The sequence below is a fragment of the Pseudomonas sp. C5pp genome (assembly GCF_000814065.1).
Classification (GTDB): Bacteria; Pseudomonadota; Gammaproteobacteria; order Pseudomonadales; family Pseudomonadaceae; genus Aquipseudomonas; species Aquipseudomonas asiatica.
This window is the reverse complement of sequence record NZ_JWLN01000006.1, coordinates 124,743-142,728: the sequence shown is the minus strand read 5'-3', so window position 1 is coordinate 142,728 and position 17,986 is coordinate 124,743. Positions and strand designations below refer to the sequence as shown.

Here is a 17,986-nt window from a genome sequence, read left to right as displayed (position 1 = left end):
CATGAATCAGACCGCCATTGCCCGTAGCTGGGTCGAGCACGCCAACGGGCACAGCGACTTCCCGCTGCAGAACCTGCCGTTGGGCATCTTCAGCCGGCCGGGTGAAGCCAAGCGCTGTGGCGTGGCCATCGGCGACGCGATCCTCGACCTGGAGGCGGTGCTGGCCGCCGGCCTGTTCGACGGTGCCGCCAAGGCCGCGGTCGAGGCCACCCGTGGTGGGGTCTTGAACGCATTCTTCGCCCTCGGCCGCGGTGCCCGCGTCGCCCTGCGCGAGCGCCTGCTGGTGCTGCTGGGCGAACACAGTGAACATAAGGCGGCACTGCAGGCCGCACTGTACCCGGCAACCGCCTGCCAGCTGCATGTACCGGCGCAGATCGGTGACTACACCGACTTCTACGTGGGCATCGAGCACGCCAAGAACGTGGGCAAGCTGTTCCGCCCCGACAACCCGCTGCTGCCCAACTACAAGTACGTGCCGATCGGTTATCACGGCCGCGCCTCGACCATCCGCCCATCCGGCACCGATGTGCGCCGGCCCAAGGGCCAGACCCTGCCGGCCGGGCACACCGAGCCAAGCTTCGGCCCCTGCGCGCGCCTGGACTACGAGCTGGAACTGGGTATCTGGATCGGCCAGGGCAACGACATTGGCCAGGCGATCCCGGTAGGCGATGCCGCCGAGCACGTGGCTGGCCTGTGTCTGCTCAACGACTGGTCGGCGCGCGATATCCAGGCCTGGGAATACCAGCCGCTGGGGCCGTTCCTGTCCAAGAGCTTCATCACCACCATCTCGCCTTGGGTAGTTACCGCCGAAGCGCTTGAGCCGTTCCGCTGTGCCCAGCCGGCACGCCCGGAGGGCGACCCGCAGCCACTGTCGTACCTGCTGGACAAGCGCGACCAGGCCGCAGGTGCATTCGATATCGAGCTTGAGGTATTGCTGCTGACCGAGCAAATGCGCGAGCAGGGCCTCGCCCCGCACCGCCTGACCCTGAGCAACACCCGCAGCATGTACTGGACCGTGGCGCAGCTGGTCGCGCACCACAGCGTCAACGGCTGCCAGCTGCAACCGGGCGACCTGTTCGGTTCGGGCACGCTGTCGGGCGCCACGCCAGGTTCGTTCGGCAGCCTGCTGGAGATCACCGAAGGCGGCAAGCACCCGGTGGAACTGGCCAGTGGCGAGGTGCGCAAGTTCCTCGAAGACGGCGACGAGATCATCCTGCGTGCCCGCTGCGTGCGTGAGGGCGTGGCCAGCATCGGTTTCGGCGAATGCCGCGGCAAGGTCGTCGCGGCCAACTGAGGAGGCAGGGGCATGGAGCTGTACACCTATTACCGTTCCACCTCGTCCTACCGGGTACGCATTGCTTTGGCACTGAAGGGGCTGGGTTACCAGTCCCTTCCGGTCAACCTGCTGCAGGGCGAGCAGCGCGGGGCCGCCTATATCGCGGTCAACCCGCAGGGCCGCGTGCCGGCCTTGCGCACTGACAGCGGTGAATTGCTGGTGCAGTCGCCGGCGATCATCGAGTACCTGGAGGAGGCTTATCCACAACCCGCGCTGTTACCGGCCACGGCCGAGGCGCGTGCCAAGGTGCGGGGCGTGGCGGCGATCATCGGCTGCGACATCCACCCGCTGCACAACGTCAGCGTGCTCAACCGACTGCGCCAGGCCGGCCAGGACGAAAGCCAGGTCAACCAGTGGATTGGTCACTGGATCAGCCAAGGGTTGGCGGCAGTTGAGCAACTGATAGGCGATCATGGCTTCTGCTTCGGCGATGAGCCGGGCCTGGCGGATGTCTATCTGATCCCGCAGTTGTACGCGGCCGAACGTTTCAACGTCGACCTCGACAGCTTCCCGCGCATCCTTCGGGTTGCCGCCCTTGCGGCCGAGCACGCGGCGTTCGCCCAGGCCCACCCCGCCCGGCAGCCGGACAGCCCGGCTCAGTGAATGGAACGGTTCGCCGCCGGAAGCTTGCCGATACGTTCGGAAAGCTTCAGGCGCTGGACCGGGTCCTCTGTCAGCAATAACGCATGCTCCAGATCGAAGCGCTCGGCCTGCGGGCAATCCAGATGCTGGTATAGCGAAGCGCGAGTCACATAGTCGCTGACCTGCACCGGGCCCAGTTGCATGACCCGCTCGGCATCAATCAGTGCCGCCAGGTGGTTGTCGTTGCTTATATGCAACTGGCGCAGGTTGCGTGACAGGCGTTGCAGCATCTGCAGCGGGCTGGCACTGCGCATGTGCTCGGCAGTCAGCGCTACATGCGGGCCGAACTGGCGAGCCAGCAGCTCACGGCAGTCGTTGGGGTAGAGACGCCGGCCGCCACAGGGGTCAAGCAGGTGATCGGCACCCGGCACGCGCAGCAGGAAATGGCCAGGGAAGCCTACACCCTCAAGGGGTATGGACAGACGCCGGGCCAGTTCCAGGGCGAGGATGGCAAGTGTCAGCGGTTGGCCACGGCGGCGTTGCAGCACCTTGTCCATCATCGCGGCATGCGGGCGCAGCGGGTGATATTCATCCTGCTGGAAGCCCAGGGCATTGAGTTGGCGCAACAATGGCTGTGCCAGTTCGCACAGCGGCAGCATCGGCAGATTGGTGCTTATCTCACGCTGCAGGTCATGCAGCTTGGCAAGGCTGGCCGCGGGCTCGACGCTTCGGTCGTGCTCGGCAGCAATCCATAATGCGGCTTCCAGCAGGGCGACGGGCTCGCGTTCCAGGCAGGCCAGGCAGGCTTGACGTGGCTTCATGGGGCTTCTCCACACACGCTTGAGTATTAGCCGTGGCGCGCGGTTTCGTCCAGTGGTCCGGCGGCGCTACCAGCCCAAGGGCCGTGCCTATACTGGAAAGAGCACCTCGTAGGGGAGCCTGTCGATGTTCGCGCTGATGCAAAGCACCCGTACCCAGTCGCTGCACTTGTTCACCGATCCACCTACCGGCCTGAAGGCTGTGGTGGTGATCCATAGCGAGCAGTTGGGCCCCGCCATGGGCGGTTGCCGCTACCTGCCTTATGCCGATGATGAAAGCGCCATGACAGACGCCATTCGCCTTGCCCAGGGTATGAGCTACAAGGCGGCGCTGGCTGGCCTGCCATTGGGGGGCGGCAAGGCGGTGATCATGCGCAACCCGCATGTGGAAAACCGTGCCGCGCTGTTCGAGGCCTTTGGCCGCTTCATCGACACCTTGCAAGGGCGCTTCATCATCGCCGTGGACAGCGGCACCTCGACCCTGGACATGGACTGCATTGCCCAGAGCACACCGCATGTGACCAGCACCACGGCCTCGGGTGACCCCTCACCGCATGCGGCGATGGGGGTTTTTGCCGGCATTCGTGCCACCACTTCGTTCCGCCTTGGCAGTGATGACCTGCAAGGGCTTCGGGTTGCGGTGCAAGGGCTGGGCAATGTCGGTTATGCGCTGGCGGAGCAACTGCATGCGGCAGGGGCGGACCTGCTGGTGAGCGATCTGGACCCTGGACGAGTGCGGCTGGCGGTGGAGCAGTTCAATGCCCATCCGGTGACCAACGATGCGTTGATCAGCACCCCTTGCGACATCTTTGCCCCTTGCGGTGTGGGGCCGGTGTTGAACGGGCAGAGCGTGATGCAGTTGCGTTGTGCGGCCGTGGCGGGGGCGGCGAACAACCAGCTGACCACCTTGCAGGTAGCCGACCAGCTGGAGTCGCGCGGGATACTGTATGCGCCCGATTACGTGATCAATGCCGGTGGGTTGATCTACGTGGCACTTACCCATCGTGGCGAAGACCTGGGCACCATCACCGCGCACCTGGCGCGGATACCTTCACGGCTGACCGAAGTGTTTGGCCATGCACAGGCAGAGAAGCGCTCGCCGGCGCGGGTGGCACAGATGCTGGCGGAGCGGTTGCTCTACGGCTGATGTAATTTGTGTTCTTGCACTGGCCCTATCGCCGGCAAGCCAGCGCCCACCCCTGTCGCGCCGACTTGTAGGAGCAGCCTTGCGCTGCGAAGAAGCCATTACTGCCGAAGAATATCTGTTGCTCAACTACCCTCTTCGCAGCACAAGGCTGCTCCTACAGGGTAATGAGGTGACCTGAGCAATGGAGCAAGCCATGTACCCCCCGTGGAGCTTGCTGGCGATGAGGCCAGTGCAGGCAATTACTCGGCCGCTGGCGCTTCGAGCAACTCGGCCAGCGCATCCGGCTGGCTCTTGAACGCCCGGGCGAACACATCGCGGTTCTTGGCCATGTAGATACCGGCTTCCTCGACCTGTTTCTCGCTCAGCGAGGGCACTGCCTTGTGCAGTACTTCGGCCAGGCGCTCGGCCAGTTCGAGCATCTTGTCGTGACGGTCTGCTTCGGCCTTATCCATGAACAAGCGCTCCGGGTCGCGGCTGCTGCGGTACACCACTTCGACGGCCATTCATCACCTCTATGCCTTTTGCTGGTTGCGTTTCGATTTACTGTATCTATATACAGTAATGGCAATGTTGATTGCTTCGCAAGCAGAAATTGTAGCGTGGTGCAGAGGGCTTACTGCTTCATGCCCAACTCAGCATCATCCATCAGCGCCTTGGCCATCCGGGCCCTTTCGCGGGTGAACCCGCTCCCACAGGTACGGCATCTACCTCAAGGCCTGTGGAGATCCTGTGGGAGCGGGTTTACCCGCGAAGAGGCCAGCCCAGACAACGCAACACTCAAACCTCAGTGCAAAGTCCGAGGCCCAGCGGGCATCTGCACCTGAACCAGTGCCGACTCAAGCAAAGCCCGCAACGTCTCCAGCTCATGCATTGAGGTCATCATCAAAATCGATGCTGGCGACTTGGGCTGAAGCAACAAGGCCTGATGCACCACGGTGGCTGCGCACAACGCATAGTCCGTAGCCTGGATCAGGGTGTCTTCAAGGGAATGGGGTGTGGGGGGATCGGGGACTACTTTCAGCAGCAAAGCCATGTGGTTAGTTCAGGGCGGCCTGTCAAAGCCGGTCGCTGTTTGGCAGCGACGATCCGAGACTAGTGCTCATCCCCGAACACCACAATGGCAGGGAGTATCTTTGGGAAATGCCCTACAAGGAAGGGGCTAAATCTGATTTTTCCCCAGCGCATGGTCGTGTTTCTGGCAACTTGCCACGCCTCAAGGTGCCTTGCGGCAATCGGTCGCCTTCCAAGGCAGGGGCCTGGCCCTTTAACTGCATGGCACAAGCGTCACACCGGTGACGCATCATCCTTCAAGACGTATCGGGGAATGGAACATCGTGAACATCAAATGGGCAGAAAAGCTGCGAAAGGGTCTGCACGGCTCGGCCGACTCGCTGGGAAACCTGTGCGTCGAGGCATTCCATTACCTGGCGCTGTTCGGCATTGGCGCGATCACCGCCTACGCGGCGGTGATGACGTTCCTCGACATGCTCGGCAAGGGCGGGGTCAGTGTCGATGACATCCTGCTACTGTTCATCTACCTGGAGCTGGGGGCGATGGTCGGTATCTACTTCAAGACCAACCACATGCCGATCCGCTTCCTGCTGTACGTGGCCATCACCGCGCTGACCCGCCTGCTGATCGGCGACGTCTCGCACCACAAGGCGCCGGACGTAGGGCTGTTGTACCTGTGCGGTGGCATCCTGTTGCTGGCGTTCGCGATCCTGGTGGTGCGCTACGCCTCGTACCGCTACCCCTCGACCAAGGTACTGGATGCCAGCGGCAAGGAAGTGGAGGAGGGCAAGTAGCCCTCAGTTGGCGATGAAATGGCGCGGCTCGTGGCGGGCGTCACGGGTCAGCGCGGCCAGCACCTGAAGGGGGTTCTGGTTGTGCTCGATGGCCAGGCCCAGGCGGATGCTGTCGATCACCCGCTGCAGGCGCACCGGGTCATTGCGCTGGGCCTGGGTGATGAGGCGCTTGGCGACCACGCCAGCGTCGTCGGACAGGGTCAGCATGATGCTGCCGTCGAGGTTTGCAATGCTCAGGTTGACCCGGTATTCGGGGGCGAATGCAGCACTGATTCGTTCGAATGGGTTGTTCATGGTCATGCTTCTGCGCTGAATGAATGCAGAAGTTGACCGGGGAAATTACCTGTTGGTTCAGCGCCATCGATCGATACAAACGAAAACGCCCGGCATCAGGCCGGGCGTCTTGCGTTGCCGATCAGGCGTCTGGGTCACTCAGTTCCAAGGCGCCGCGCTTGCTGCGCAGTTTGCCGTAGAAGTGTTCCAGCGCGTGGTTGAGCTTGGTGGCGGCACCATCGACCGCCTGGTCCAGCGAAGTGGCGGTGTGGGTCACGGAAATCGGTTGATGGCCTTTGGGGCGAGCCTCCATCTGGCAGCGTTTGTCATGCGGTCCGGGCTTGGCGCCGTTCTCGTCGCGCAGGTGAACCTCGATGCGGGTGAGGTCGTCTTCGTAACGTTCCAGCGAGTTCTGCAGTGTGCTGCGGACCCACTGGTCGAGCCGGGCGTTGCCTTCGAAATGGTTGCTGCTGTTGACCTGGATTTGCATGATTCAATCCTTATTCAGCTTGCTCGCATGGAGACGCGCCTAGGCCTCTGAGACCCTTGGTATTTCTGCGTCTCTTGACTCTAAGGTCAGGCAACGGCGAAACGAATTCAAGCCCTTTTTGAAAATAAATTTCTTGTTGCATTCAAGGCAGCAAGCGGCTCATCGCATGGCCTTTGCTTATGAGAATTGAAATCATTATTATTGCAGCCCCGAAAACGCCCGGACCATCGCCATGACGCGCAAAACCGCCGGTCTCTCGCTCAGCTATCGCCTGACCGTGACGTCACGCAGCCTTGCCGCGCTGCTGGGTGGCTACCTGCTGGCGTCCGTGGCCAGCGTCTGCATTTCCCTGGTAGCGCCGCTGCCACGGGTCGATGCCACGCTCACCGGCCTGCTGCTGTCATTCGTTTTCTACCTGCTGGCGTTCATCTGGTGCTTTGCCTGCCGCAGCGCTTTGCGCGCCTGGCTGGGCGTACTGGCGCCAAGCGTGCTGCTGGGGGTGATCAGCGGGTTGGCATACTGGATGAAAACCCCATGAAAGAAGGCTTCCGCCAGGCCATGGCCTGGCTGCACACCTGGACCGGCCTGATCTTCGGCTGGCTTTTGTTCGCCATCTTCCTCACTGGCACGCTGTCGTATTTCAAGGAAGAAATCACGCACTGGACGCAACCAGAAGTACGAAGCCATGCGCTGGACCCGAGCCATAGCCTGGAGATGGCCCAGCGTTATCTGCAGGACAATGCAGGGCATTCGGGCACCTGGCTGATTCGTATGCCCAACGCACGCGAGGCCGCCTTGAGCGCGGGTTATCGCGACCCAAATGGCGGGCCACGCGGTTTCGTCACCAAGACCCTTGATACCCAGACCGGGCAGCCGGTGGCGGCACGCGACAGTCGCGGTGGCGAGTTCTTCTACCGCTTCCACTTCCAGTTGCAGATGCCACACCCTTTCGGCCGATGGCTATCGACGTTGTGCGCCTTCATCATGCTGTTGGGGCTGGTCACCGGCATCATCACCCATAAGAAAATCTTCAAGGAGTTCTTCACTTTCCGCCCAGGCAAGGGCCAGCGCTCCTGGCTGGACGGGCACAACGCCATTGGTGTACTGGTGCTGCCCTTCCACCTGATGATCAGCTACAGCAGCCTGGTGCTGTTCATGTACATGGTGATGCCGGCGGGCATCATGGCCAGCTACGGCAATGACACCGGCAAGTACTTCAACGAACTGTTCGGCCGTAACGATGCGCCCAAGGCAGCCCATGTGGCCGCGCCGCTGGTACCGTTGCCGAGCCTGTACGCCAAGGTGCAGGACCTGCAACCGGGCGCGCGTATCGGCCGTATCCAGGTGGAAAATGCCGGCGACAGCAATGCCCGCGTTACCTTCACGCAATCGGCGGCCGACCACGTGGCTTACCGGCGTAGCGCCAACTGGACCTTCGATGGCGTCAGCGGTGCTCTGCTGGGCCAGGGCAAACCGGAGAGCGGGGCAATGATCACTGCCTTCAGCTTTGCCGGCCTGCACATGGGCAATTTCGCCGGGCCCTGGCTGCGCTGGCTGTACTTCTTCTTTGGCGTGGCCGGTACTGCGGTGATTGGCACCGGCCTGGTGATGTGGCTGGGCAAGCGCCAGCTCAAGCATGCCAGGAGCGAACGCCTGCCGGGTGAACTACGCCTGGTCGAGGTGCTCAATATCGCTAGCATGAGTGGCCTGTTGCTGGCCGTGGCGGGCTTCTTCTGGGCCAACCGCCTTATCCCGATGGGTGTCGCAGACCGGGCCGACTGGGAGGTCAACGCCTTCTTCACCGCCTGGGGCCTGTCACTGGTGCACGCTGTGCTGCGTAGCGGGCGGCGGGCATGGGGCGAGCAACTGGCACTGGGCGCGCTGGCCTTCGCCTTGCTGCCGCTGCTTAACGGCCTGACCACCGGCCAGGGCCTGAACCATTCGCTACCTGCGGGTGACTGGGCCATGGCTGGTTTCGACCTGACAGCGCTGGGCACCGGCCTGTTCCTGGCCTGGTTGGCCAGCAAGATGTTACACAGCCCGAAGGCTGTGGCCATGCGGGCCCCTCGTGCGGCAAGGAAGCCAAGCACTGAGACGGCGGAGGCGAGCTGATGCTGGGTAATGCACTGATCGCTTACGCCGGCTTCGTTGCCCTGTGCCTGGCCATGGAGAAGCACTTCGTCGACCTGCTCGGGCGCAAGCCGCGCCCTGGGCAGTTGCGCCTGTTGCGCAGTGCCGGTTGGCTGTTGCTGGTGCTGTCGCTGGTGCTCAGCGTGCACTTGCGGGGCTGGGCCCATGGCTTGGTGGAGTGGACCGCAGTGATGATGGCCGGGCTGACCCTGTGGGTGTTCGGCGTGCCATACCAGCCCCGCCTGTTGCTGGGCCTGGCCGCCGCCAGCGTGGTGCTGGGGCCGTTGCTGGCCGTGTTCGCCGAGTGATCAGGTGAGCGAGCCGGGCGACATGATCGAGGCGGATGCCGAAAGCGGCGGCGGGCGTGCGCGCTTCGTCCAGGTGTTCCAGGCCCAGCGGGCACGCATGGAGGCCCTGGTGAGCCGTCGGGTCGGCTGCCGGGCGACGGCATCGGACCTGGTCCAGGAGCTGTTCCTGCGCTTCTGGCGTCGCCCTGAGGTCAAGGTCGAGGCACTGGATACCTACCTGCTGCGTTGCGCCGGGAACCTCGCCATCGACCACCTGCGCAGCGAAGGCAGCCGCGAGCGCGCAGCCGAAGCTGTGCTGCCGCTGGATGAAGCGGCCATGGCCCAGGCCCCGGAACAGGCCGTGGAGGTCGATCACGACTTGCAGCGCATCGACGCTGCCTTGCGCGCCTTGCCCGAGCGCACCCGGCAGATCTTCCTGCTCAACCGTATCCACGGCTGCAAGTACGGCGAGATCGCCAAGGCCATGCAACTGTCCCAGAGCGCTGTGGAAAAGCATATGATGCGCGCCCTCGAAGCGTGCAAGGCGAGTGTTGCCGAGCCCGCGTCCACCCCACGCCGGCCAGGGAGTGCCCGTCGATGAGCCGTTTACCGCCGATCACCGAGGCGCAGTCCCGGGCTGCACTTCAATGGCTCAGCCGCATCAACGAGCAGCCTGCGCAAGCCGAGGGCGCGGCGTTCAAGCGCTGGCTGCTGGCCGAACCTGGGCACCGTGAGGCCTACGCCCAGGCCCAGGCGCTGTGGCAGAACAGCGCCGCCCCGGCAGCGCGCCTGGCCGCTGAAGAACAGGCAAGCCTGCAACGTTACCTGGATGCGATGGCCAGGCCACCGGCCAGGCACCCCTGGCGGCAGCGGGTCGCGGCGCTGGCGGTGGCTGCCTGCCTGGTACTGGCCGTGGGCGTTGCCGGTGGTTGGCACCCGGCCCTGTGGCTGCAGGACCTGCAGGCCGACTACAGCAGTGCTGGTCAAGTTCGCCAGGTGACCTTGGCCGACCAGTCGCAGGTGACGCTGGATGCGGGGAGCGCGATTGCAGTCGATTTTGTGCAGGGCGAGCGCCGCGTGCGGTTGTTGCATGGCGCGGCGTTTTTCCAGGTCACGCATACCGGCACGCCGTTCGTAGTGGAAGCTGCCGGTGGCGAGGTGCGCGTGCTTGGCACCCAGTTCGAAGTGCGCGAGCAGGACGAGGGAGCCCAGGTCACTGTGAGCAGCGGGCGGGTGGCGGTGAGCCCGGCGCCGGGCGCAGCAGCGCGTGAACTGACGGCCAACCAGCAGGCGGCCTACGTTGCCGGCCAAGTCGGCGACACCCTGGCGGTGGACAGCGACAACCGCCTGGCCTGGCGCCAGGGCTGGCTGAATTACTACCAGGTGCCGCTGGCGCAGGTGGTCGAAGACCTGGGGCGCTATTACCCGGGGCGCATTCTGTTGCTCGATGATGAGTTGGGGCAGCGCAAGGTCAGTGGCAGTTTCCCCGTGGCTGAGCCGTTGCTGGCGCTGGATTCGCTGGGCAAGGTGATGGGCTTTTCGCGGCAGACAGTGCTGGGGCGGTTGACCCTGATCCGGTAGTCGCCTGTGCGGGCCTCTTCGCGGGTGAACCCGCTCCCACAGGAGGGCGCAAGTTTCAAATCCTGTGCAGTACCTGTGGGAGCGGGTTCACCCGCGAAGAGGCCCGCACAGGCAAAAATATTTTCAGATAGCGGGTGAGGTAACAGGACGTGGCATCCGTGTAATGAGTGGAAGTGCGATTCATTCGCAGTCATATCCCTCTCACAGGTCAGCGTCCATGAAGTTCACCCCGCGTTGCGTCCCTCTCTGGCTCGGCCTTTCCGCGCTCCCGGCATTCGCTGTCGCCCCCCTGGCCTGTGCCGCCGAGCAGCAGCAGGCGTATACCTTCGCGCAGCCGGCGCAACCCCTTGCCCAGGCACTCAGCGCCTTCAGCCGCACCACCGGCCAGAGCGTGGTCTACACCCTGGAACTGCCAGGTGTGCAGGCGCCGGCATTGAACGGCAGGTTCAGCGCCGAACAGGCCCTGCAACAGCTGCTGGGCACTACCGGGCTGGCCTGGCGCCGCGTCGATTCGCGCACCCTCACCCTCGAAGCGGTGGACACTTCCGGCGCCCTCAACCTGCAGGCCATCACCGTGACCTCGCAACTGGACGACTACAGCTATCAGCCCCCCGCTACCGCCTCGATCATGCGCGGGCAGGGCCCGAGCCAGGACATCCCCCAGGCCATCAATGTGGTACCGGCCCAGGTCATCCGTGACCAGGCCCCACGCAACCTTGATGACGCTCTGGCCAATGTCAGCGGCATCACCCAGGGCAACAATTTCGGTGGCACCTCCGATACCGTGATGAAGCGCGGCTTCGGCGACAACCGCGACGGCTCGATCATGCGCGATGGCATGCCCATCGTGCAGGGCCGCAGCCTCAACGCCAGCACCGAGCGGGTCGAAGTGCTCAAGGGCCCGGCCTCGCTGCTGTACGGCATCCAGGACCCGGGCGGGGTGATCAACGTGGTCAGCAAGCGCCCGCAACTCGAGCAGTACAACGCCCTGACCGTGCGCGGTTCTACCTACGGCAGCGGCAAGAACGGCAGCGGTGGCGGGTTCGACAGTACCGGCGCACTGGGCGACAGCAACTTCGCCTATCGGCTGATCGTCGACCACGAAGATGAGGACTACTGGCGCAACTACGGCGTGCACCGCGAATCGCTGGTAGCGCCGTCGCTGGCCTGGCTGGGCGAAGACACCCAAGTAGTGCTGGCCTACGAGCATCGCGAGTTTCTCTACCCCTTCGACCGTGGCACGGCGTTCGGCAACAACGGCCACCCGCTGGACATCCCAGCCACGCGGCGCCTGGACGAGCCCTTCAACGACATGGAAGGGCGCTCCGACCTGTACCGTCTGGAAGTCGACCACCAGCTGGCCGATGACTGGAAGCTGCACTTCGGCTACAGCTTCAACCGCGAAACCTATGATGCCAGCCAGGTGCGGGTGACCGGCGTGAATGAAAATAGCGGCACGCTGTCGCGCAGCATCGACGGCACCCACAACGCCATGAGCCGTGACCAGTTCGCCACCCTAAGCCTGGCCGGTAATGTGCAACTGGCCGGGACGCAGAACGACCTGCTGTTCGGCATCGATCACGAGGACCGCAAGATTTTCCGCGGTGACATGATCCGGCAGACCGCCCAATCCACCTTCAGCTATATGAACCCGGTCTACGGGCAGGAAGTGGAGGGCACCACTGTCAAAGCCAGTGACAGCGACCAGACCGACAAGCTGCGCACCGACGCGTTGTTCGTGCAGGACGCGCTGCACCTGGGTGATCACTGGATCCTGGTGGCTGGTGCGCGCTTCCAGCAGTTCGACCAGTACGCTGGCCGTGGCCGCCCTTTCAAGGCCAACACCGACATCAATGGCCAGGCGTGGGTGCCGCATGCAGGTATCGTCTACAAGGTCGATGACCAACTGTCGTTTTATGGCAGCTATAGCGAGTCGTTCAAGCCCAACTCGACTATCGCGCGGCTGGTCGGCAATGTAGTGCTCGACTCGTCGGTGGCGCCGGAGGAGGGCAAATCGTGGGAACTGGGCGCCAAGCTCGACATGCCGGGCCGCCTGACAGGCACTCTGGCGTTGTTCGATATCACCAAGCGCAACGTACTGGTTTCCAACTTTGATACCAGTACTCGTGAAACGGTGTACAGCAATGCCGGGGAGGTCGGTTCACGGGGCGTTGAGCTGGACCTGACTGGCCAGCTGAGTGAGCGATGGAGCCTGATTGGCAGCTATGCCTACACCGATGCCAAGGTGACCAAGGACCCGGCCCTGCAGGGCAACCGCCTGCAGAACGTGGCCCGGCACAGTGGTTCGCTGTCGGCGGTGTATGACTATGGCAGCCTGTTCGGTGGCGACCGCTTGCGTCTCGGTGCCGGTGCAAGGTATGTCGGCGAGCGCGCGGGTAACTCGACCAACACCTTCGACCTGCCGTCCTATACCGTGGCCGATGCCTTTGCCAGCTACGAGACCAGGCTCGACGAGCACAAGGTGCTGCTGCAGCTGAACGTGAAGAACCTGTTCGACAAGGTTTACTACAGCTCGGCGGTGAACCAGTACTTTGTGGCCATTGGCGATGCGCGGCAGGTGAGCTTGTCCAGTACCTTCGAGTTCTAGGCCAGCCTGAACCGGCCTCTTCGCGGCTAAAGCCGCTCCCACAGGTACTGCACTGCCCTTGAGGGTGGCGCGGTCCCTGTGGGAGCGGCTTTAGCTGCGAATGGCCGTACGGTATTCGCCTGGCGTTGCACCGACCGCCTGGCGGAACCGGTTGCTGAAATGGCTGGCACTGGAAAACCCGCACAACAGGGCAATCTCCCCCAGCGGCATCACCCCCAGCCGCAACAGCTGGCAGGCCCGATGCAGCCGTCGAGCCAGCAGGTACTGGTGCGGCGGCAGCCCGAAACTGGCGCGGAACATACGGGCAAAGTGGTATTCGGACAGGTTGCAGCGCAAGGCTAGTTCACCCAGGGTAATGGGCTGCTCCAGGTGCGCTTCGATGTAGTCAACCAGTTGCCGGCGCAGGCTCGGTGCCAGCCCGCCTTTCAGGCGCAGGCCCTGGCGCAGCCCGACCTGGTTGAGCAGCGCATGGTCGACGATCTCGTGCGCCAGGCTGCTGGCCAGCAAGCGTTCGCCAGGTTCATCCCAGTCCAGGGTTATCAGCTGGCGAAAGCGCTTGGCTTGCTGCGGGTCGTCGAGAAAGGTCGCTTCCCGCAGTTGCAGCTCACGCGGTTCACGGTCGAGCAGGCGCACACAGCCCAGGGCGAATTGCGTTTCGCTGACATACAGGTGCGCCAGGCGTATCGCGCCATTGACCACCCAGTTCGATTCCTGCCCGGCCGGCATCACGCACAGCTTGTCGGGCGCCCCTTTGTCGCCGGGGCGCTGGCGGCGAAAGGTGCCGGTGCCGTCGGCGATGTAGCACGACAGGGTGTGATGGCTCGGTGCCTGGTAGTCGCGGGCATCGTCGCGGTTGCTCCACAACGCCGCCGCCAGCCCGTCGCCCAGGTGCGCGCTCAGCTCCAGCCGGGCGTGGGGCGAGGCGTGCATGGCGTTGAACACTTGCAGCTGGGTGAGTGGCGTCATGGGCGGTTCCTCTTGCCAGCCATCCTACTGCGCCTTGGCCAGGCTTACAGCTACCAGCGGGACAAATGCGCAAGTTTGTGCAAGCGCGTGGGTGTTCGACAGGAGAACACTGAAATGCCTCGGCAAGGGCTGCGCCCTCGATTCGCGGGTGAACCCGCTCCTACAGGGACCGCGCCAGCCTCGAGAGCAGCGCGGTCCTTGTGGGAGCGGCTTTAGCCGCGAAGCGCCGGGCACCGATCTTGAAAGGCCCAAGGAACCGTCGCCATGAACCTGTCACTCTACCTGCTAACCGTCCTGATCTGGGGCACCACCTGGATCGCCCTGAAACTCCAACTAGGCGTGGTCGCCATTCCGGTCTCGATCGTCTACCGCTTCGCCCTGGCCGGGCTGATCCTGTTCGCCTTCCTGCTGCTCACCCGCCGCCTGCAGCCAATGAACCGGCGTGGCCACCAGATCTGCCTGGCCCAGGGCCTGTGCCTGTTCTGCGTCAACTTCATCTGCTTCCTCAGCGCCAGCCAGTGGATTGCCAGCGGCCTGATCGCCGTGGTGTTCTCCACCGCCACCCTGTGGAATGCACTCAACGCGCGGATCTTCTTCGGCCAGAAGATCGCCAGCAACGTGCTCGGCGGCGGCGCCCTGGGGCTACTTGGCCTGGGCCTGCTATTCTGGCCCGAGCTTTCCCACCACGCGGCCAGCCGCGAAACCCTGTTCGGCCTTGGCCTGGCCCTGCTCGGCACGCTGTGCTTCTCGGCCGGCAACATGCTGTCGAGCATGCAGCAGAAGGCCGGGCTCAAGCCCATGACCACCAATGCCTGGGGCATGGTCTACGGGGCGGTGATGCTGGCGGTGTTCTGCGTGGTCAGCGGCGTGCCGTTCAGCATGGAGTGGAACGTGCGCTACATCGGCTCGTTGCTGTACCTGGTGGTGCCGGGCTCGGTGATCGCCTTTACCGCCTACTTGACCCTGGTCGGGCGCATGGGGCCGGAGCGGGCAGCGTACTGCACGGTGCTGTTCCCGTTGGTGGCGTTGAACGTGTCGGCGGTGGCCGAGGGGTATCAGTGGACAGCGCCGGCCTTGTTGGGGCTGGTGGCGGTGATGGCGGGGAATGTGCTGGTGTTTCGCAAGCCCAAGGCCCGCTACGATTATTACGATAAGCGCTTGATGCGCTGAAACATAAAAATTAGTTGAACCGAGGAAGAAACTGTACAGCGGAGGCCCGACTGGGTGTGAGCCCACTCGGGCCATCGCTTTGATCAACTGTTAAACATTGCTACTGTATCGTCGACACTAAGCATAGGTACTGGGAGCATCACGCAAGCAAAAGTCGGAGTATAGGTGCTATCTGTATCGAATGCCTGAATGACGGTAAATGGTGATGCTCCGTGAGCAAGTGGAGTGAACGTTCCTTGGTGGTCGATCTGTCCATTTCCATGGAGGATTTTCCACTCGATTCGATCAGAGGGTATGATTATTTCATTATTATTTCTGTCAGTAATACAGAGTTGAATACGTACGCGATCATCTACTTTGCTGAATTTTAAATAGCCTGTTTGCTGCTCGAAGAGGGTGACGAAGACTGATTCATAACGCAATCCTTCAATAGTTGCTGAAACGACGTCGACCCAAGAAAGAGCTCTGGAGTCAGAGCTCTTTGGTGCTTGATAGAACCATTTGCCTACCTCCTGGAATAAACTGCCCTGGGCACCTGGCTGGAGTCCCCAATCCACAGAGGCGGGTTCAGGGAAAACCTTAAGTTCAATTTTTCGTAGTGGGTCCAACAAGCTCGATAAGGGATTAAAATCGAATTTGGGAGGCATCGCTGCATTTATGGTCCCAGAGAAGCCCACGGGATCATAAATGGCAACATGATCTTTTGGGGCGTCTGTGTTTGCAGCAGTCATGCTGAACTGTTGGTGCGGTGCCAGCAACTGAGGTAGCTGACCTAGGTCGGCGGGGATCCCCGCTAGGCTTTTTCGACGGTCAACCAAAGCGGTGGCCGCCTTGCCATTGACCAACATCAGGGGCAGATCGGAAGGGGTTCCGCCATATTCACCCAACGCTACGCAAGCGACGACTTGGCCGGTACGTGAGTCTGCGTAAGTTGAAAAATAAATTGGCGGCTTGATAAGGCCATCTTGCGCAGGTGCAAAAGAGCCCAGTATCGCGTTTCTTTTGGCAGGGTTGTCTTCGTAATACATCCGATAGATAATGCTGTTTAAATCATCATGATGATTGCCGGGTAGAGTATAGTTTGCGGAATCCCACTTGAGCTCAACATTTCTTTGAGTTGAATAAGAAAGTTTTGGCGCTTCGGTATCAATATTAAGGTGTTGCGCTCCTGATAGTGATGCGTTAATCGATGTCAACAGGTAGCGGCGGCTAGGAGAGGTTGAGAAACGGAAATCCAAAAGTTTCTGAATACGCCTGCGCAACGTGGCATTATGCGGGCTGTTGCTTGATACGTTAAATTTCAATGTTGGCCGTTCCAGAACACTGAAATGGTAGGAGTAGCTGTTTTCAGATAAGGTAAATTTGCTCTGAATGGTCTCGAGGCTTTCAGGTGGTGAAGGGGTTGCCCCCAATTGCTCCCATGTTTTATTCAATAGTTCAGAATTATAGGAAACCAATGCCCCCCAATTGTACAGCCTGAGACCAGACTGTGCGGGTGTGGTTGCCCATTCAACAAGTTCTTCAAAGCTCTGTTCGGTATCCATCTTGACTTTCCTGTTTGTGTGGGATGTCTAAGATGTATAACGAATGTTCGAAAGTGCGCAACTGGTAAAAATGCTAGGTTTGGGGTCGATTGATTGGAGTTAATTCACTCAAGGCAAGGGGCGAAAAGGAGTTTTAGCGTTTGACTGTAGGGAAAAAACTCTGAGTATGCGTGCTGCCATGATCATGGCAGCACGCGAGCGCGCAGTTAGTCGGTCCGTCTGTACTGCCTGCGTTGAGTTTCAACCCTTCCACACCTGTGGGTTCACCAGGTCCCGCGGCCGTTCACCCAGCAGCGCCGCGCGCAGGTTGTCGATTGCCCGGTTGGCCATGGCCTCGCGGGTTTCGGCAGTGGCCGAGCCAACGTGTGGCAAGGTCAGGGCATTGGGCAGCTTGAACAGCGGCGAGTCGCTCAGCGGCTCTTTCTCGTACACATCCAGGCCCGCACCGCGAATGGTGCCGTTCTGCAGTGCCTCGATCAGCGCAGCTTCGTCCACCACCGGCCCGCGGGCGATGTTGATCAGGAACGCGCTCGGCTTCATCTGTTGCAACTCACGCGCACCGATCAACTTGCGGGTGGCATCGGACAACGGCACAACGATGCAGACGAAGTCGGCTTCGGCCAGCAGTTGCTCCAGGCTGCGGAACTGCGCGCCCAGCTCTTGCTCCAGCGCGGTCTTGCGGCTGTTGCCGGAATAGATGACCGGCATGTTGAAACCGAACCGGCCGCGACGGGCAATGGCGGCACCGATGTTGCCCATGCCGACGATACCCAGGGTCTTGCCGTGCACATCGCTGCCGAAATGGGCCGGGCCTACGGTAGCTTGCCAGTTGCCAGCCTTGGTCCAGGCATCCAGCTCGGCGGTGCGGCGGGCGCAGCCCATGATCAGCGAGAAGCCCAGGTCGGCGGTGCTTTCGGTCAGCACGTCGGGGGTGTTGGTCAGGGCGATGCCGCGTTCGTTGAAGTAGTCCAGGTCGTAGTTGTCGTAACCGACCGACACGCTGGATACCACCTCCAGCCTGGCCGCCCCTTCGAGTTGCGCCCGGCCGAGCTTGCGGCCAACGCCGATCAGGCCATGGGCCTCGGGCAGGGCTTCGTTGAACTGGGCATTGATGTCGCCGAGCTTGGGGTTCGGCACGATCACGTTGAAGTCTTGCTGCAGGCGTTCGGCCATGGCCGGGGTGATACGGCTGAAGGCCAGGACGGTCTTTTTCATCGGCAACTTCTTCTCTGCAAGGCTAGGGGAATGC

The 17,986-nt window shown here is 62.2% G+C and carries 19 protein-coding genes; 11 read left to right on the top strand and 8 right to left on the bottom strand.

Annotated elements, in window-relative coordinates; all coding sequences use genetic code 11:
• The first annotated feature begins 1 nt into the window (after window position 1).
• Window positions 2-1,294 carry a fumarylacetoacetase gene (gene fahA / locus RR51_RS07030; RefSeq protein WP_039613038.1) on the top strand — a complete coding sequence of 431 codons (1,293 nt, stop codon included), beginning with the start codon at window positions 2-4 and terminating at the stop codon, window positions 1,292-1,294.
• Window positions 1,295-1,306: 12 nt separating this feature from the next.
• Entirely contained in the window at window positions 1,307-1,939 is a 633-nt protein-coding gene (gene maiA, locus RR51_RS07025) for a maleylacetoacetate isomerase (protein ID WP_039613037.1), read from the top strand.
• Here maiA and RR51_RS07020 read toward each other — a convergent pair.
• On the bottom strand, window positions 1,933-2,739 hold the full coding sequence (locus RR51_RS07020) for a SirB1 family protein (RefSeq protein ID WP_013974185.1): 807 nt from the start codon (window positions 2,737-2,739) through the stop codon (window positions 1,933-1,935). The genes maiA and RR51_RS07020 overlap by 7 nt on opposite strands.
• A 124-nt stretch (window positions 2,740-2,863) precedes the next feature.
• Between RR51_RS07020 and RR51_RS07015 the strand changes: the two genes are divergently transcribed.
• Entirely contained in the window at window positions 2,864-3,883 is a 1,020-nt protein-coding gene (locus RR51_RS07015; RefSeq protein WP_015271770.1) for a Leu/Phe/Val dehydrogenase, read from the top strand.
• Window positions 3,884-4,122: 239 nt separating this feature from the next.
• Here RR51_RS07015 and RR51_RS07010 read toward each other — a convergent pair whose 3' ends face one another.
• Window positions 4,123-4,386, bottom strand: a complete 264-nt coding sequence (locus RR51_RS07010; RefSeq protein ID WP_003260692.1) for a YebG family protein — start codon at window positions 4,384-4,386, stop codon at window positions 4,123-4,125.
• A gap of 281 nt (window positions 4,387-4,667) precedes the next feature.
• Window positions 4,668-4,907 (bottom strand): hypothetical protein, encoded by a 240-nt coding sequence (locus tag RR51_RS07005; RefSeq protein WP_039613072.1) that lies wholly within the window; start codon window positions 4,905-4,907, stop codon window positions 4,668-4,670.
• Window positions 4,908-5,217: 310 nt separating this feature from the next.
• On the opposite strand from RR51_RS07005, the gene RR51_RS07000 reads away from it, so the two are divergent.
• Entirely contained in the window at window positions 5,218-5,688 is a 471-nt protein-coding gene (locus RR51_RS07000; protein ID WP_013974183.1) for a phosphate-starvation-inducible protein PsiE, read from the top strand.
• Window positions 5,689-5,691: 3 nt separating this feature from the next.
• On the opposite strand, the gene RR51_RS06995 is transcribed toward RR51_RS07000, so the two are convergent.
• Both RR51_RS06995 and RR51_RS06990 read right to left on the bottom strand, forming a co-directional pair.
• On the bottom strand, window positions 5,692-5,982 hold the full coding sequence (locus RR51_RS06995) for a DUF3509 domain-containing protein (RefSeq protein ID WP_024087728.1): 291 nt from the start codon (window positions 5,980-5,982) through the stop codon (window positions 5,692-5,694).
• Window positions 5,983-6,103: 121 nt separating this feature from the next.
• Window positions 6,104-6,451 (bottom strand): HPF/RaiA family ribosome-associated protein, encoded by a 348-nt coding sequence (locus RR51_RS06990; RefSeq protein ID WP_003260689.1) that lies wholly within the window; start codon window positions 6,449-6,451, stop codon window positions 6,104-6,106.
• Window positions 6,452-6,683: 232 nt separating this feature from the next.
• Between RR51_RS06990 and RR51_RS06985 the strand changes: the two genes are divergently transcribed.
• The 6 genes from RR51_RS06985 to RR51_RS06960 all read left to right on the top strand — a co-directional run bounded on the left by RR51_RS06985 (window position 6,684) and on the right by RR51_RS06960 (window position 13,057).
• Window positions 6,684-6,989: a DUF3649 domain-containing protein gene (locus RR51_RS06985; RefSeq protein ID WP_039613036.1), complete on the top strand. Its 306-nt coding sequence runs from the start codon at window positions 6,684-6,686 to the stop codon at window positions 6,987-6,989.
• On the top strand, window positions 6,986-8,563 hold the full coding sequence (locus RR51_RS06980; RefSeq protein WP_039613035.1) for a PepSY-associated TM helix domain-containing protein: 1,578 nt from the start codon (window positions 6,986-6,988) through the stop codon (window positions 8,561-8,563). The genes RR51_RS06985 and RR51_RS06980 overlap by 4 nt, the downstream gene beginning before the upstream one ends.
• Window positions 8,563-8,889, top strand: a complete 327-nt coding sequence (locus RR51_RS06975) for a DUF3325 domain-containing protein (RefSeq protein WP_039613034.1) — start codon at window positions 8,563-8,565, stop codon at window positions 8,887-8,889. The genes RR51_RS06980 and RR51_RS06975 overlap by 1 nt, the downstream gene beginning before the upstream one ends.
• Window positions 8,890-8,911: 22 nt before the next feature.
• On the top strand, window positions 8,912-9,469 hold the full coding sequence (locus tag RR51_RS06970; RefSeq protein ID WP_015271766.1) for an RNA polymerase sigma factor: 558 nt from the start codon (window positions 8,912-8,914) through the stop codon (window positions 9,467-9,469).
• On the top strand, window positions 9,466-10,449 hold the full coding sequence (locus tag RR51_RS06965) for a FecR family protein (RefSeq protein ID WP_039613033.1): 984 nt from the start codon (window positions 9,466-9,468) through the stop codon (window positions 10,447-10,449). Before RR51_RS06970 ends, RR51_RS06965 begins: the two co-directional genes overlap by 4 nt.
• A 217-nt stretch (window positions 10,450-10,666) precedes the next feature.
• The gene (locus tag RR51_RS06960) at window positions 10,667-13,057 is read left to right on the top strand and encodes a TonB-dependent siderophore receptor (RefSeq protein ID WP_039613032.1); all 2,391 of its coding nucleotides are present in this window, start codon (window positions 10,667-10,669) and stop codon (window positions 13,055-13,057) included.
• 90 nt (window positions 13,058-13,147) lie between these two features.
• On the opposite strand, the gene RR51_RS06955 is transcribed toward RR51_RS06960, so the two are convergent.
• Complete coding sequence (locus tag RR51_RS06955; RefSeq protein ID WP_039613031.1) at window positions 13,148-14,023, bottom strand: helix-turn-helix domain-containing protein; 876 nt, start codon at window positions 14,021-14,023, stop codon at window positions 13,148-13,150.
• Between the two features lie 264 nt (window positions 14,024-14,287).
• Here RR51_RS06955 and RR51_RS06950 point away from each other — a divergent pair, with 264 nt between their 5' ends.
• Window positions 14,288-15,193: a DMT family transporter gene (locus RR51_RS06950; protein ID WP_039613030.1), complete on the top strand. Its 906-nt coding sequence runs from the start codon at window positions 14,288-14,290 to the stop codon at window positions 15,191-15,193.
• A gap of 83 nt (window positions 15,194-15,276) precedes the next feature.
• Here the strand turns inward: RR51_RS06950 and RR51_RS30115 are convergent, their stop codons facing one another.
• Window positions 15,277-16,737, bottom strand: a complete 1,461-nt coding sequence (locus RR51_RS30115) for a hypothetical protein (RefSeq protein WP_152619861.1) — start codon at window positions 16,735-16,737, stop codon at window positions 15,277-15,279.
• A gap of 240 nt (window positions 16,738-16,977) precedes the next feature.
• Window positions 16,978-17,952 (bottom strand): 2-hydroxyacid dehydrogenase, encoded by a 975-nt coding sequence (locus RR51_RS06945; RefSeq protein ID WP_039613029.1) that lies wholly within the window; start codon window positions 17,950-17,952, stop codon window positions 16,978-16,980.
• Window positions 17,953-17,986: the final 34 nt, after the last annotated feature.

What these genes read in the sequence shown, in the direction of transcription:
- RR51_RS06975 (WP_039613034.1), top strand. Translation starts at nt 8,563, where the DNA reads ATGCTGGGTAATGCACTGATCGCTTACGCCGGCTTCGTTGCCCTGTGC.
- RR51_RS06965 (WP_039613033.1), top strand. Translation starts at nt 9,466, where the DNA reads ATGAGCCGTTTACCGCCGATCACCGAGGCGCAGTCCCGGGCTGCACTT.
- fahA (WP_039613038.1), top strand. Translation starts at nt 2, where the DNA reads ATGAATCAGACCGCCATTGCCCGTAGCTGGGTCGAGCACGCCAACGGG.
- RR51_RS06950 (WP_039613030.1), top strand. Translation starts at nt 14,288, where the DNA reads ATGAACCTGTCACTCTACCTGCTAACCGTCCTGATCTGGGGCACCACC.
- RR51_RS30115 (WP_152619861.1), bottom strand. Translation starts at nt 16,737, where the DNA reads ATGGATACCGAACAGAGCTTTGAAGAACTTGTTGAATGGGCAACCACA.
- RR51_RS06960 (WP_039613032.1), top strand. Translation starts at nt 10,667, where the DNA reads ATGAAGTTCACCCCGCGTTGCGTCCCTCTCTGGCTCGGCCTTTCCGCG.
- RR51_RS07010 (WP_003260692.1), bottom strand. Translation starts at nt 4,386, where the DNA reads ATGGCCGTCGAAGTGGTGTACCGCAGCAGCCGCGACCCGGAGCGCTTG.
- RR51_RS06955 (WP_039613031.1), bottom strand. Translation starts at nt 14,023, where the DNA reads ATGACGCCACTCACCCAGCTGCAAGTGTTCAACGCCATGCACGCCTCG.
- maiA (WP_039613037.1), top strand. Translation starts at nt 1,307, where the DNA reads ATGGAGCTGTACACCTATTACCGTTCCACCTCGTCCTACCGGGTACGC.
- RR51_RS06985 (WP_039613036.1), top strand. Translation starts at nt 6,684, where the DNA reads ATGACGCGCAAAACCGCCGGTCTCTCGCTCAGCTATCGCCTGACCGTG.
- RR51_RS07015 (WP_015271770.1), top strand. Translation starts at nt 2,864, where the DNA reads ATGTTCGCGCTGATGCAAAGCACCCGTACCCAGTCGCTGCACTTGTTC.
- RR51_RS06990 (WP_003260689.1), bottom strand. Translation starts at nt 6,451, where the DNA reads ATGCAAATCCAGGTCAACAGCAGCAACCATTTCGAAGGCAACGCCCGG.
- RR51_RS07020 (WP_013974185.1), bottom strand. Translation starts at nt 2,739, where the DNA reads ATGAAGCCACGTCAAGCCTGCCTGGCCTGCCTGGAACGCGAGCCCGTC.
- RR51_RS06945 (WP_039613029.1), bottom strand. Translation starts at nt 17,952, where the DNA reads ATGAAAAAGACCGTCCTGGCCTTCAGCCGTATCACCCCGGCCATGGCC.
- RR51_RS06980 (WP_039613035.1), top strand. Translation starts at nt 6,986, where the DNA reads ATGAAAGAAGGCTTCCGCCAGGCCATGGCCTGGCTGCACACCTGGACC.
- RR51_RS06970 (WP_015271766.1), top strand. Translation starts at nt 8,912, where the DNA reads ATGATCGAGGCGGATGCCGAAAGCGGCGGCGGGCGTGCGCGCTTCGTC.
- RR51_RS06995 (WP_024087728.1), bottom strand. Translation starts at nt 5,982, where the DNA reads ATGAACAACCCATTCGAACGAATCAGTGCTGCATTCGCCCCCGAATAC.